10 protein-coding genes are annotated in these 14,078 nt (G+C 40.6%); 4 read left to right on the plus strand and 6 right to left on the minus strand.

Translation table 11 applies throughout. From position 1 onward, the window contains the following. The first annotated feature begins 3 nt into the window (after positions 1 to 3). Entirely contained in the window at positions 4 to 1,521 is a 1,518-nt protein-coding gene (locus V7K55_RS25490; protein ID WP_334835825.1) for a DUF1800 domain-containing protein, read from the plus strand. Positions 1,522 to 1,617: 96 nt separating this feature from the next. Beyond that, on the plus strand, positions 1,618 to 2,850 hold the full coding sequence (locus V7K55_RS25495) for a DUF1501 domain-containing protein (protein WP_334835827.1): 1,233 nt from the start codon (positions 1,618 to 1,620) through the stop codon (positions 2,848 to 2,850). Positions 2,851 to 2,893: 43 nt separating this feature from the next. Here the strand turns inward: V7K55_RS25495 and V7K55_RS25500 are convergent, their stop codons facing one another. Both V7K55_RS25500 and V7K55_RS25505 read right to left on the minus strand, forming a co-directional pair. Beyond that, on the minus strand, positions 2,894 to 4,084 hold the full coding sequence (locus tag V7K55_RS25500) for an MFS transporter (protein ID WP_334835829.1): 1,191 nt from the start codon (positions 4,082 to 4,084) through the stop codon (positions 2,894 to 2,896). Positions 4,085 to 4,096: 12 nt separating this feature from the next. Further along, a complete protein-coding gene (locus tag V7K55_RS25505; protein WP_334835831.1) occupies positions 4,097 to 4,669 on the minus strand; it encodes a Uma2 family endonuclease in 573 nt (190 codons plus the stop codon). A 450-nt stretch (positions 4,670 to 5,119) separates the two neighbouring features. On the opposite strand from V7K55_RS25505, the gene V7K55_RS25510 reads away from it, so the two are divergent. Then, the gene (locus tag V7K55_RS25510) at positions 5,120 to 5,725 is read left to right on the plus strand and encodes a GIY-YIG nuclease family protein (protein WP_334835833.1); all 606 of its coding nucleotides are present in this window, start codon (positions 5,120 to 5,122) and stop codon (positions 5,723 to 5,725) included. Between the two features lie 227 nt (positions 5,726 to 5,952). On the opposite strand, the gene recQ is transcribed toward V7K55_RS25510, so the two are convergent. The 4 genes from recQ to V7K55_RS25530 form a co-directional block, all read right to left on the minus strand. Further along, positions 5,953 to 8,115, minus strand: a complete 2,163-nt coding sequence (gene recQ / locus V7K55_RS25515) for a DNA helicase RecQ (protein WP_334835835.1) — start codon at positions 8,113 to 8,115, stop codon at positions 5,953 to 5,955. Between the two features lie 311 nt (positions 8,116 to 8,426). Then, complete coding sequence (locus V7K55_RS25520; RefSeq protein ID WP_334835837.1) at positions 8,427 to 9,989, minus strand: AAA-like domain-containing protein; 1,563 nt, start codon at positions 9,987 to 9,989, stop codon at positions 8,427 to 8,429. A 110-nt stretch (positions 9,990 to 10,099) separates the two neighbouring features. Continuing rightward, the gene (locus V7K55_RS25525; RefSeq protein WP_442949118.1) at positions 10,100 to 11,485 is read right to left on the minus strand and encodes an AAA-like domain-containing protein; all 1,386 of its coding nucleotides are present in this window, start codon (positions 11,483 to 11,485) and stop codon (positions 10,100 to 10,102) included. A 231-nt stretch (positions 11,486 to 11,716) separates the two neighbouring features. Beyond that, entirely contained in the window at positions 11,717 to 12,379 is a 663-nt protein-coding gene (locus tag V7K55_RS25530) for a class I SAM-dependent methyltransferase (protein WP_334835839.1), read from the minus strand. Positions 12,380 to 12,758: 379 nt separating this feature from the next. Between V7K55_RS25530 and V7K55_RS25535 the strand changes: the two genes are divergently transcribed. Then, positions 12,759 to 13,697 carry a phosphoribulokinase gene (locus V7K55_RS25535; RefSeq protein ID WP_334836039.1) on the plus strand — a complete coding sequence of 313 codons (939 nt, stop codon included), beginning with the start codon at positions 12,759 to 12,761 and terminating at the stop codon, positions 13,695 to 13,697. Positions 13,698 to 14,078: the final 381 nt, after the last annotated feature.

Consider the following 14,078-nt stretch of genomic DNA (forward strand, 5'->3'; position numbering starts at 1 on the left):
TCTATGCTTGTAAAGACTAAATATTGGGTGTTGTTGCTGTTGATCTTGCTGGGGTCAATTCCTCCCAGTAATGCAGCATCCACAACTGTTGACCCAAAAGTATTACATATAATTAATCGCCTCAGCTTTGGCCCTCGTCCGGGAGATGTGCAAAGAGTGGAATCTATAGGTGTAGAGCGATACATTCAGGAGCAACTCTCACCCGAATCGATTCCCGAACCACAAAGTCTCACCAGCCAACTAAAGCAGCTAGATACTCTCCAATTGAATCCGGTGGAACTTTTAAAACATGGTATAACTAATCCCCCAGGACAAAAACCCACCCAGTTAGAAAGAAAAGCTGCCAACCAATGGGCTAAACAGGTGCTAGTTCAAGCTGTCCAGTCCCGATTATTAAAGGCAACTAGCAGTCAGCGACAACTCCAGGAAGTGATGGTGGACTTTTGGTATAACCATTTTAATGTGGATGCTGCGAAAGGACGCGATCGCCTCTGGGTAGGAGCTTATGAACAACAAGCGATTCGACCTTACGCTTTGGGTCGCTTTCGTGACCTGTTAGGGGCAACAGCCCATCATCCAGCCATGCAGTTTTATCTAGACAACTTCCAAAATCGGGCTGACAGTCGCCCTGATGCCCAAGGTAATATTCGAGGTTTAAATGAGAACTATGCCCGCGAACTGATGGAACTACACACTCTCGGCGTTGATGGAGGTTATACTCAGCAAGATGTGATTGCTCTGGCGCGGATTTTAAGTGGTTGGGGTTTCAGTCGTCCCAGTCAGCAGACAGATAATCCTTTCGGATTTTACTTCAATCTAAAGCGTCATGATTTTAGCGACAAAGTTTTCCTGGGACACACAATTAAAAGCGGTGGTGAAGCCCAAGGGGAGGAAGCTTTGGATATTTTGGCTCGAAGTCCGACGACTGCACGTCACATTAGCTATCAGATAGCTCAATATTTTGTCAGCGATGTTCCTCCAACTGCTCTAGTAAACAATCTCACACAACGTTATCTTGCCACTGATGGCAATATTCGTGAGGTTCTTAACACCCTATTCCACAGCCGGGAATTCTGGGATGCAAAAAACTTTAATGCCAAGTTTAAAACCCCCTATCAATTCGCGATCTCGGCGGTGCGAGCCACAGGTGTCGAAGTGCAGAATACAAAACCAATCTCCAATCTACTGCAACAGTTGGGAATGCCCCTATATGGTTGCCAAACTCCAGACGGTTACAAAAACACAGCAGATGTGTGGTTAAATCCTGATGCCATGAACCGCCGCCTGAGTTTTGCTTCAGCGATCGCTAATGGAAATTTACCCTTATCAACTGTCCCCACAAATCTGCAACAGTGGGAGAAAATCGGCCAAAAGTCTCCCAATATTCCTGTAGATGCTTGGCAACTAACCAATACATTGGGCAATTTTTTGTCAGTGAAAACGCAAAAGGCGATCGCTTCTAGTTCCCCTCAAATTCATAGTGCTTTAATCTTGGGCAGTCCAGAATTTATGCGTCGTTAGGGACTCTTTCTCTCTTTCCTTCTTTGCGCCCTTTGCGGTTCGTTCCTCATATACTTTGACGAATCTTCATACAAAATTGGTATCAATAATTTAATTATGAAAAGACGTGACTTCCTCTTCCATTGTGGAATTTTTTCAGCTGCCGCGATCGCAGCCGTAAGTAGCAATACTTGGATAGCCAAATCTGCTACCCAAAACAGCGATCGGAAGCGTTTGATTGTAATTTTCCTCCGGGGAGCAGTAGACGGTTTAAACATCGTGGTTCCTTACTCAGAGACAGCTTACTATCAAGCTCGACCGCAAATTGCTATCCCCCAACCAGGGAAGGAAGGGGGAGTACTAGATTTAGATGGACGCTTTGGCTTGCATCCAGCATTAGCTTCCTTGATGCCCTTTTGGCAGCAAAACAGTTTGGCATTTGTTCATGCCTGTGGTTCCCCCGATCCAACTCGCTCTCACTTTGATGCTCAACAATACATGGAAAACGCTACCCCTGGTGACAAACATACTCATGATGGTTGGATGAATCGTTTACTAGGGGTGATTTCTCAAAAAACACCCATCCAAGGAATAAGTGTCGGAGAAACAACACCCTGGATTTTTTCTGGACGGATGCCTATAGCTAACATCGCATCAGGGAGAAATGCTAACAGACCTCTGCCAATAGATCGTCCTCAATTAGCAGCAGCATTTGACCAACTTTATAGCGGTAATGATGCCTTAAGTCAGACCTATCGCCAAGGACGGATGGCGCGTCAGGCCATCATGAATGACCTAGATAATGAAATGAAAATGGCGAATAATGGTGCGCCTTCACCTGATGGCTTCGCTACCGATGCCCAACGATTGGCACAATTAATGCTCAAAGACCCCAGAATTGAGTTAGGATTTATGGCTTTGGGGGGTTGGGATACTCATGTCAATCAAGGTAGCACTCAAGGACAGTTAGCTCGGAACTTAAAAAAATTGGGTTCAGGTTTGACAGCTTTAGTCAAAGGTTTGGGAAGCGTTTACCAAAATACGACAATTCTCGTAATGTCCGAGTTTGGTCGTACAGTTAAGCAAAATGATAACGGTGGTACTGACCACGGTCATGGGAATGTCATGTGGGTTTTGGGCGGTAAAGTTCGCGGTGGTAAAGTTTATGGTGAATGGCCTGGTCTATCTACAGCCCAACTTTATCAAGGTAGAGACTTGGCTATTACCACTGATTTTCGGGATGTTATCTCTGCTGTGTTGTCAGATCATCTACATGTCAATGAAGCAAAATTAAATCAAGTATTGCCAAATTACGCCTCTACTCAGAAAGTAGAATTAATTTCCACTTAGTACCAATTGCCGAAATTGTCTCTGCAACTATTTTCAAAGTAAACTATTTATTTGTTTTTACCGTAGTTATTTTAGGTCTGACGATAATCAGAAATCCGATCAAAGTAGAAACTAACATTTGCCAAGTCACTAAATTCCAGCCACCAATATTCCAGCATAATAGGCCAATGCTAGTACCGACAGCACCGCCGATAAAATAGGTAGTCATATAAACTGTGTTGATGCGACTATTCGATTGAGCATCAAGAGTGTATATCCTGGCGACATTGGTGACTTGAATTGCCTGTACACCTATATCTAGTAACAGTACAGCAACAGCGATCGCCAGTGCAGAATTAGCAGCAATTTTAGCAATTACTAAACTTACAATCACCACCGATACAGCAATAGTTAAGGAACGTTGTGAGTTACCTTTATCGGCTAGTTTACCAAAAACTGGTGCCATCAATGCACCTGCGATCGCCACAAAGCCATACATCCCAATTGTGTCAGATTCAAAATTAAAAGGCGCTCCGCTTAAATGGAAAGTCAGCGTTGTCCAAAATGAGCAAAAAACACCAAACAATAACCCACCAATTAAAGAAGCTTCTCTTAATAATGAAAAACGTTTTAATTGTTCAAGTGTTGATTTCAATAATTCCAAATAATAACCATTGAATTCATTTTTGACATTCGGCAAATATATTTGTAGCAATCCACTAACAATTAAAATCATTACTGCTGAAAATCCGTATACATAACGCCAACCCAACCATTCAGCAATATATCCACTAAAAACCCTTGCTCCTAAAACTCCAATCAATATACCAGTAAAAATGTTACCTACAGTTTGGCCTGTAGTTACTCTATCTATACTTGCTGCTAAGGGAAGAATAACCTGAGCCGAGACTGTCGCAATCCCAATTGCGACGCTCAATATCCAAACTTCGACGATGTTTTGTGAAAATGTCATGAGCATCAACAAACAGAACAAACATCCCAGTAAGGAAAGAATTAATTTTTTCTTGTTAATTTTATCGCCCAGGGGGATTAAAAAGAAAAGCCCAAAACCATAACCAACTTGCGTAAGCACAGATATGCTACCCGCTTCGCCTTCACTGACTCCAAAAGAAGACGCAATATCTTTGAGGATTGGCTGATTATAGTAAACGTTAGCAACACAGACACCAGCTGCGATCGCCATAATCACTACCTGGACTTTAGTTAATCCGTTACTTGAGATTTGTTTTTCCATTCAACCTAAAATTTATACAGGAAAAAACTGGTTTACAGTACAGCTAAAACCAGGCAAGAGTGGAGAAATTATATTATCATTACTAAATAGTGTTGCTACCAAATTAAGTTGGCTTTGTTCGCGCCGATAGACCTCTAGTTTACGCGATCGCCAATCAGCAATCCAATATTCTTTTACTCCTCTGGAAGAATAAAGTTTAAGTTTAGCTTCCTTATCTCGTCTTAGGTCTTCGTTGCTAGCAGACAAAACTTCGACTACTAAATCTGGTGCGCCAGTTAAATGTCCTGCTTCATCCAATGTTAGCGCCAAGGTTTCTTTAGTAGCCCAAACCACATCAGGAATCACATTATCTGATTCTGAAAACAAAATGCCAGGGTTGATTACAGCTTCTCCTAAACCAGTAAACTCTGACCAAATATTAAGTTGTCCGAAAATCTTCCCACAAGTTTGCTGATGCTTAAAATGAGGTGCCCTGGTCATAAATAATTCTCCATCAACTATCTCGTAGCGCGTCCCTTCATTTTCTGGTAAAAGTTCCACATCCTGAGTTGTCCAGCGTACTCCTGTATTAAGGGTCTGACTCATGGGCTAACTCCTTTAATCTTGCTCTTGTATTTTAATCATAAAAGGATATTTGAAAATTCACAAAGTATACTAGACAGGACTATTTTTTCTAGACGGAAACCGCCCAGAAAGGCTTAGACATCTTATATTCATATTAAATAAATTGTCAGTAGAAGCATATTCCTTAGTCTAGTAGATGCAGATGGTAACGAACTAGAGGAATACAAGGTAAGTTTACCAAGTTGGCTAAGACCAGAGATATTTACAAAGGCTTCAATGGTCAACCTATTATTTTTAAGGATTAATTATGGCTACAGATTTCATTAAGCTAACTGATTTACTTAATCAATCATAATTACTTTTAAAGCAAATCAAACAGTATCCAGACTACAAAAAGGTAAAATATTCACCAGATTTTAGAGTTGCAGACGCGATTGCAGCTTTAGAAGAACTACAAACAGAGATACAAGAATGAAACCAGGGTACATTTATTTAATTCATAGTGTAGGTACATATAGATACAAAATAGGGCTAACTGTAGCACCACGGACACCAGAGGATAGATTAAAAGAACTGAATAGCCGTCAAAGTCCCTACCCATTGAAACTCATTCATTATGTGTTTGTTGCTGACGTTTACAAAGTAGAGAAAGAAATTCATCAAGCTTGTAAGTCATTTAATGTTTATAGGGAGTGGTTTGAATTTCAAAAGAACGCATATTTGCAACAAGTTATTCAGTTAATGGAGCGTAGTAATGTAGCGCAAAGACCAAATAAGAATTCTCAGGGTTACGGTCAATATCAGAATAAAATAAATCTTTCTTTGCCTATAATTCCTAGAGATATTGAACGTACAAGTCAAGAGAGAGAGGAAATCCCAAAATATTTAATATCCAGACGATATGAACCCCACAATCGTTTGAGACAAGGCATAGTCGGGGAGAAAAACAAGAATAAGAAAATTAAGAAAAGGAAACCTACTGTTTTAGGTAAAGGTTTCAATAATAATTTTTTATTTTTAGTAGCAATAGTCATTTGTATTATTTTATTTTTATATGTTGTGAGTATATTGATTTAAAAGGGTGCGATGGCGTAACCGCCCTTTCCGGTGGCGATCGCAGCAATTAACATAGTTTTCACTGAAGCTAAAACCCTGGCGAATAGAATTCGCGGCTATACAGACAAAACCCACCTTCGTGGGTTTAAAATCTTAAATTTCTCTTAGTCCACGAAGGTGGACTTTGCTTGTGTAGCCGCAAATTTTATTCGCCCTATATTTTGAAAACATCCTCTAAAATTTAATTTTTATTTGCGATTTTCCCGCCGCCATTTACTCCGTACTAAACGAATTTCATCAAAAGTGTAGCTTTCCCCTAATTGTTCTTTCATGGGAGTGAGGGAAATATCACCGAGTACTTCTAAAACTTGCCAAATTTTTTGTTGATGTTCTAGAGGCATTAATTGATTTAAATCAACTGGCTGATTTTTCTCAATTAGTTTTTCTAGATGATTGCTAACTGTTGCTGGGCTAAGGTTACGTTTTTGGGCAATTTGAGCGATATTTAAACCTTGCTGATGTAGTTGTAATGTCTGTAATTCGGTGTAAGAAGATGAGTTGGGAGAAGATACAGAAGCGGGAGTAACAGATTTATTTTGCAAACCTTTTTCTTGGCGGTAGGCGCGAATTTCTGTAATAAACTTTTCGCCATATTGAGCTAGTTTGTGACTACCTACACCAGAGAGTTTGGCAAATTCAGCTAAGGTTTGGGGTTGTACCTGTACCATCACCTTTAAAGTGGAATCGTGGAAAATGACATAAGGTGGTACAGATTGCTCATCAGCTAATTGTTTGCGTAGCGATCGCAACTTCTGTAATAATATCTCTGCAACTTCTGCTTTTTCACTCCCCTGTTCCCAGCTAATCTTTTGAACTGTGGTTACAGCTAGCGAAACTGTGCGTTGTTTTCGCATTACTTGCCAACTTGAGGCATTTAGTTTTAAAACTGAGTAACCATCACTAGTTTGTTCTATTAACCCTTGATGTAAAAGCGATCGCCCCAACATTCGCCATTCATCTAGAGTTCTATCTTTGCCAATACCGTAGGTAGAAAGTTTATCGTGTTCGTACTGAAGAATTTTGTCTTTTTTTGCCCCCCGTAACACATCAATTATGTGTAGCATCCCAAACCTTTCTTTGCAACGCGCCACACAAGATAGAAACTTCATAGCTTCAATTGTCCAATCTTGCATGGGTTTGGGATGACGACAATTGTCACAGTTACCGCAATTCCCAGGAAACCTTTCGCCAAAATAACCTAGTTGAATCGTTCGCCGGCAATCAGTGCCTTCAGCGTAATCGATCATTTGTCGCAGTTGTTGTTTGGCAATCAACTGTTCTTGAGGATCAGTTTTTTGATCGATACTCCATTCAATTGTTTTAACATCACCAAAGCTGAAAAATATTGTACACCGAGATGGTTCTCCGTCTCTACCGGCTCGACCCGATTCTTGATAATAACCTTCGATATTTCTGGGCATATCAAAGTGAACTACTAGCCGCACATCGGGTTTATTAATTCCCATCCCAAAGGCGACAGTTGCCACCATCACCCGGACATCATCTCGAATAAATCGCGTTTGATTACTACTACGTTCTTCATCATTTAATCCGGCATGATAAGGCAAAACAATAACTTTATCATTTTGGAGTTTAAAAGTGAGTTCATCAACTTTTTTACGAGTTAAAGAATAAATAATTGTCGAACCTTCAGTTTCTCGAATTAGTTCTAACAATTCAGCGTAAGCATATTTAGTTTTAGGACGAACTTCGTAATAAAGATTGTCACGGTTAAAACTGGCAAGATGGATGCTAGGCTGCTTCAGCCCTAATTGTTGAATGATATCACTACGGACGCGATCGGTTGCTGTGGCAGTGAGGGCGACGGTAGGAACATCAGGATAGCGTTTTCTAAGAGATTTTAACTGGCGATATTCTGGACGAAAATCATGTCCCCATTCCGAAACGCAGTGCGCTTCATCAATAGCAAAGCTAGAAATACCGATTTTTTCTTTAACTAAATCGATAAATGGGAGAAACCTCTCACTGAGGAGACGTTCCGGGGCGACGTAGAGTAATTTTACTTTACCACTGAGGATGGCTTCTTCGCGCGATCGCACTTGATAAGCATTCAAGCTGCTATTGAGAAATGTCGCGTTAATATTATTATTTCGCAGTGCTTCTACTTGGTCTTGCATCAAAGCAATTAACGGCGAAACTACCACAGTTAGTCCATTTTTTAACAATGCTGGTAGCTGAAAACACAAAGATTTTCCCCCGCCAGTCGGCATCACAACCATTAAATCTCGATTTTGCAGCGCATCTTCGATAATTTGCCGTTGTCCGGGGCGGAATTGGTCATAACCGAAGTGATATTTTAGCGCTTGTTCGAGATGGGGATACTGAAGCATAGCGATCGCTTTTTCGGGGGCTGTCTGCGTGAGTAGTTATTAAAGATATCAGCATTTTAACTCACATTTTCGGTAGCTTTGGTTAGGACTGCGTTTCTGTTGGCGATGTCTACGACGGGCTACGCCTACGCACGCTTATCAACCTTCATTTTAAGACAGTTGCAATCGGATTAGAGATCGCACTTGATAAGCTAATAAACATCGTCATGAGTACCAATATCTAGCAAAAGGACAACTTGTTTCTCACTCTCGTCATTGGTTTTCAGCAAAAAAACAATGCGACAATAGTTTCTTCTATTCTGGACTGTAAGTCAGCATCCATCTAACCGAGAATTTACAGTTTTAACTTTCCCCTGATGCCCGATCTGATTACATTTTAACTTTGATTCTAAAGCATCAATCTTTTGTAAAAGCGACACTCCCCACACTATAGAAATCACCAACTTGATTGTCATACCTGCGAGTAAAAGTGTCACAATTGTGGCAGCTTTCTTTTGTTGAACCAGCCTTTTTTGTTGTTCTGCAAGTCGTGCTTCAACTTCTTTAGCGCGTTCAGCTTCTAATGCTTGCTGCATTTCTCGCCGATCTAATTCTTCACTAGCAGCTAAAAATCGATAATCTAAGTTGCTCAAGCTTTTACCATGTGCCCAGATTTGGGCATCAATCAAGGCTTGTCCGCGCAATAGGCGAGATTCATCCTTTTGGTTTGAGGCTATCCACGCATTGAAGCTTTCATAGTAGGGGCGCAAGTAAGCTAATTTTTTTCCAACCCATTCTAAATTGAAAACTTCTTGATAAATTCGGTTTTTGATTTGCAGAGAACCTTGCTTTTTGATCGCCAAACCAGACAGCAATAGTTCTACCTGTTCTCGACTATCATCGGTTGGTACTTCCACTCCTTGGAGGACTTGCTGATAAATTCCTAGCAATCTGGCGGCAATTTGTTCATTTCGGAGGATGCGATCGCGAATCGTCCGTAAATGCTCTGGTTCATCTTGTGATTCCCATTTTTCGATGATATGCGATCGCACCACATTTTCTATCCAAAATTCTTCTGTGCCAGGGGGAATTTTTAGCGTTCTACCCACATTATCTTGAGATAAACTGACAAGTAGCCGACACAGCTTTTGAGTAAGAAATGGTTGCCCTTTTGTCCAAGCTAATACTTCTTTCAAAACTTTCTGGGGATGATTATCTTTAATATCCAGTCCTAAAGATAGTGGTTGAGCTTCTTCAAATGTAAAACCATTTACTCGGATGGCTTTACCAAAATTAAATGGTGTAATGTGATTTTGATATACAATTAAGTCTGAAGGTGTAGCAACACCAAAAATTGCAAATGTAATCCGATGATATTCTGGATCGATTGCTCGTTGGTTATAGCAAAACCGAATCAAGCTAAAAAAGTCATCAACAGAGAAATCGAGACCGAGAATACTATCAATTTCATCAATAAAAATGAATAGTCTTTCGTTAGGAAACTGAGCTAACAGAACTTCTGAAATAAACCGACTGAGTTTATGAACCAAGGAAAGATCATTTTGTTCTTGCCACCAAGCTTTTAAATTGATTTTTCCTAACAGTTTAAAACCCAACCATAAATCGCCTACAACTCCCTTATACCACTGTTCTGGAGTTATATTATCGCAACCAATATTAGTCATATCAACGGTGGCACATCTAAAACCTTCTTGTTGCAAGCGATGCTTTGTTTTTACCATAAGTGAAGATTTACCCATTTGCCTACAGCTAAGGATGTAACAAAATTCACCTTGTCTCAAGGCTTGGTAAAGTTCCACATCCGCTCTGCGCTCAACATAGCTAGGAGCATCACTAGTTAAAGTGCCACCAACTTGATATCGATAATTGTCCATTTAATTTAAAATTTAAAATGTTAAATTATTTTTCGTTCTTAATAAATGAATTGGCACTGAAATTACTTATTTTCTTGATTTGTCTTTCAATAGTTTACCAGAACTACTTATTATCCTGAATGCTTTCCAAGCTGTTGGCTAAAATAAAGGCGATATAACTCACACATAGTATGAGCTTGATTGCCATTGAGTTTAACCAAACCCATACTTTCTAGTTTATAAGCAGCGATCGCATCTAGCTCTACTTTTTCATCTGTTGCAATTACCTGTTGCATAGCTGACATTAATTCCGGTTCTATTTGCAGTAAGCTCAATATTTCTCGTAAATGCTGACTGTAAATTCCCACTGGTGTAGATGCGGTTTCTAATAATACCTCTAATGTCATTTCCTTCTGACATAGATGATAAAGCGCCAGGCTAACTAAATAGGGATGTCCTCCTACCATTGCTTGTAGAGGTGCAAGGCGTTTTGCCCCTTCAGGGTCTGCTGCCCAATGTAGTCTGTAACACAATGCTAAATTCTGTACCTGATTGAGAGTTAACGGTGGCAACGTAATTGTTATCCCGACATTAAAAGGCGATTGGTTAAGCTTGAGTGGAATATAAATTTCTGTGGTGTGAACTACCACCATCCGTAGTTTTTGCCAGATTTGTTCCTGCTTTGCTTGTTCGTGCCAAAATCGCAACATTGGCAGAAAGTCTTGGGCAATATTGGGATGCTCAAAAACTCGATGGACTTCATTTAAAGCCAAAACTACAGGACTATTATCAATGTATTGCAGCAGATATGCTTCAAAATAGATTTTGCAGCTTACCTTGCTGCCCATTTCTGTATCCCAAAAATCATCTAGACAGGGAAGCAGATTTAACTGTCTGCTGACATTGACACAAAACCAACGCAGAAATTTATCAAGAGAAGCAAAAACGTCTTCATCTGCTTCTTGAAAGTCTAAATAAACAATTTGATAACCTTGCTCTTTAGCATAAGCAATCATCCGATTGAGCAGGGAACTTTTTCCGGTTTTTCTAGGTGCTTTGATTCGGATTAAGCAACCCGGATATAAAATCTCGTTACAAACAAGTTCTTCTAGGGGAGGGCGATTGATGTAAAGAGGAGAACCCAATGGTAGAGGGCCGCTAGGAAATTCCATCTTGCTTGCTGAAAGAAAGTCTGAAGAAACTATTTCTAAGCTAGATTCTTCGTCCAAATCTTGTTGGCTCTGATTTTCCCCATCGTCTATTTTGTCTTCCAGGTATTTATTCAACGCTAAATGCAGATTTTTTTTTGTTACTCTTTTTCCAAGTGCTATCGAAAGGTCTTGCCACAATTCAGAGCCAACTTCCTTGATGTAATTGTTGCGGTAGCCTGATTCCTGTGCCATTTCACCGTAAGTTTTGCCCAACCATGATTGATAAAGCACAAACCATTGGATGGAAGCAAGAGGCTTGTCTTGCAGAATTCTTTCTACTGCTTGCAGAATATCTTCCACGGATATCAAAGGTTAAACAGTTAGTAGATGGATTTATCTACTTTGGTCTATTAATAATATACAACTGAATAAATACTTAAAAAAGAAAAATAAATCTCTACGGATATACTTTTTACATCGTAATTCAATACGGCTCCTCTTAAAAAGGCTTGCTCTAATCCCCGCCTTTTTCAGGAAGGTTAGGGAGAATCAAGCTAAAACCCAAGTGCATTGGGTTTTAGAAAAGTTAGAAAGACATCACTTTTTCAGTGCTAGAGTTAAGCCATCTGCGATCGCTACTAAACTAAGACTAACTCGCTGGTCTTGATGGAGCTTTTGATTAAAGGCCCGAATCCTTTTAGTTCTATTATCTTGCACTTGAGGATCGGCAACCTTGCCTGACCAAAGGACATTATCGATCGCAATCAGTCCCCCCGGACGCACTAGTTGCAGCGATCGCTCATAATAAGCATCATAGTTGCTTTTGTCTGCATCGATGAAAGCAAAATCAAAGGTTTCCGCCTCTCCTGTTGCCAGTAACTGCTCCAAAGTCTCCAAAGCTGGGGCAATGTGCAGTTGAATTTTATCCGCCACTCCAGCTTGCTGCCAATAACGTCGAGCGATCGCTGTAAATTCTTCACTCACATCACAGGCTACCACCTTCCCATCATTCGGTAACGCCAATGCCACCACCAGGGAACTATAACCTGTAAATACCCCAACTTCCAGAGTTTTTTTCGCTCCAAGCAACTGCACCAGTAACGCCAGAAACTGCCCTTGTTCAGGAGCTATCTGCATTCTCCCTACTGGATGCTGGGCTGTTTCTTGCCTCAGTTGGGTTAAAATTTCCGGTTCTCGGAGAGAGACTGATAGTAAATAATTATACAGATTTTCTTCGAGTCCTAATGTTTGAGTTGTCATAAATTTAGGGCATTGGGAATTGGGCATTGGAGACGAGTCTTTGATGCCCGCCAACGATTTTTTAGATTATGCCAAATCTCAGAAATGTAGTGGCAATTCATGAATTGCCCCTACGCATCCTACTGGATAATTTATTTTTTGTAAGTCTCTTAGACTCAGAGTTTATTCTGATGCAGGCTAGGTGAGAATGAAATAGCTCTGATTTTAACAGCTATATAAATTGCAATTATTATGCAATAAACCAGCACGGAGACATTCTATATGTAGAGATATTGCATACCAAGCCTTTCTTTGAGTTACTGGACTAAACCCTTCTAGAATAAAGATTATTGTAGGGAAATTGTATTAATAAACATTACTTTTATTCTGGGAGGTTATGATGAGCCGTCCAATAATTCTTGGTATTGTCGGCGACAGCGCTGCTGGGAAAACAACACTAACGCGGGGAATTGCTCAGGCACTCGGCCCAGAAAATGTCACAATCATCTGTACAGATGATTATCACCGTTACGATCGCCAACAACGTGCAGAAATTGGCATCACCGCCCTCCATCCCGACTGCAACTACTTAGATATTATGCAGCAGCACCTGTCGCTACTACGCACAGGACAGCCAATTCTTAAGCCAGTTTATAGCCATAAAACAGGGACATTCGAGCCACCGCAGTATATCAAACCCAGTAAATTTGTGATTATTGAGGGATTACTGGGTTATTCTACTCGTGCTGCCCGTGACTCTTACGATGTTAAAGTCTATCTTGCGCCTCCCGAACAAGTCCGCGCCAAGTGGAAAGTCAAGCGAGATACGCAAAAGCGTGGCTACACTGCTGAACAAGTGCTAGCGGAACTAGAAAAGCGCGAACCAGACTCAGCCCAGTTTATCCGTCCGCAACGGCAATGGTCTGATATAGTCATTAGTTTCTATCCACCCACCGAAGAAGATGATGAAACCAATGGACACCTGAATGTCAGACTGTTACTGCGTCCGACAATTCCCCATCCAGATTTCACCGTAATTACCAATTCTAGCTATGGTAATTCTGACTCAGCCATCCGTCTGGGACTAGACAGAGATATGAGTAAGCCGGTAGATGTCTTAGAAGTTGATGGTCATGCCACCTTAGAACAGGTGAATAAGCTAGAGCATATTATTTGTTCTGATATGCCCCATCTCCGAAATCTTTGCGATCGCGAAAGTAATCCAGAACTGGGTAAAATTGCTGGTACAACTGGGGAGACATTGCAAAGTTACCCTCTTGCTCTCACCCAGCTAATTATTACCTATCACATGCTCAAAGCAACGCAAATTTATCAGTAGGGGCACAGCAATGTTCATACGTGTCAACTTAGAGGATGTTTGAAAAGTCCTCTCGTTGGTAGCAAGGAATTTCAGATCCCCCTAAATCCCCCTTAAAAAGGGGGACTTTGATTCCGGTTCCCCCCTTTTTAAGGGGGACTAGGAGGGATATCTAAGTGCCTAAAATCACAGCCAAATACTTTTCAAACAACCTCTTAGAGCCAAGACAAATATAATTCGCAGCTATACAAGCGAAGTCAGCCTACGCGGACTAAGCGAAAATTAAGTGTTTAGAAACCCACTAACCTACTAAAGTGGGTAAATCCTCCTGTAGAGGAGGTTTCTAACCGCCCTTTTAACTACTTAAATTTTTAGGTTCTTGCGTTACTTTTCTATTGAATA

It is taken from the genome of Nostoc sp. (assembly GCF_036919895.1).
GTDB lineage: Bacteria > Cyanobacteriota > Cyanobacteriia > Cyanobacteriales > Nostocaceae > Nostoc.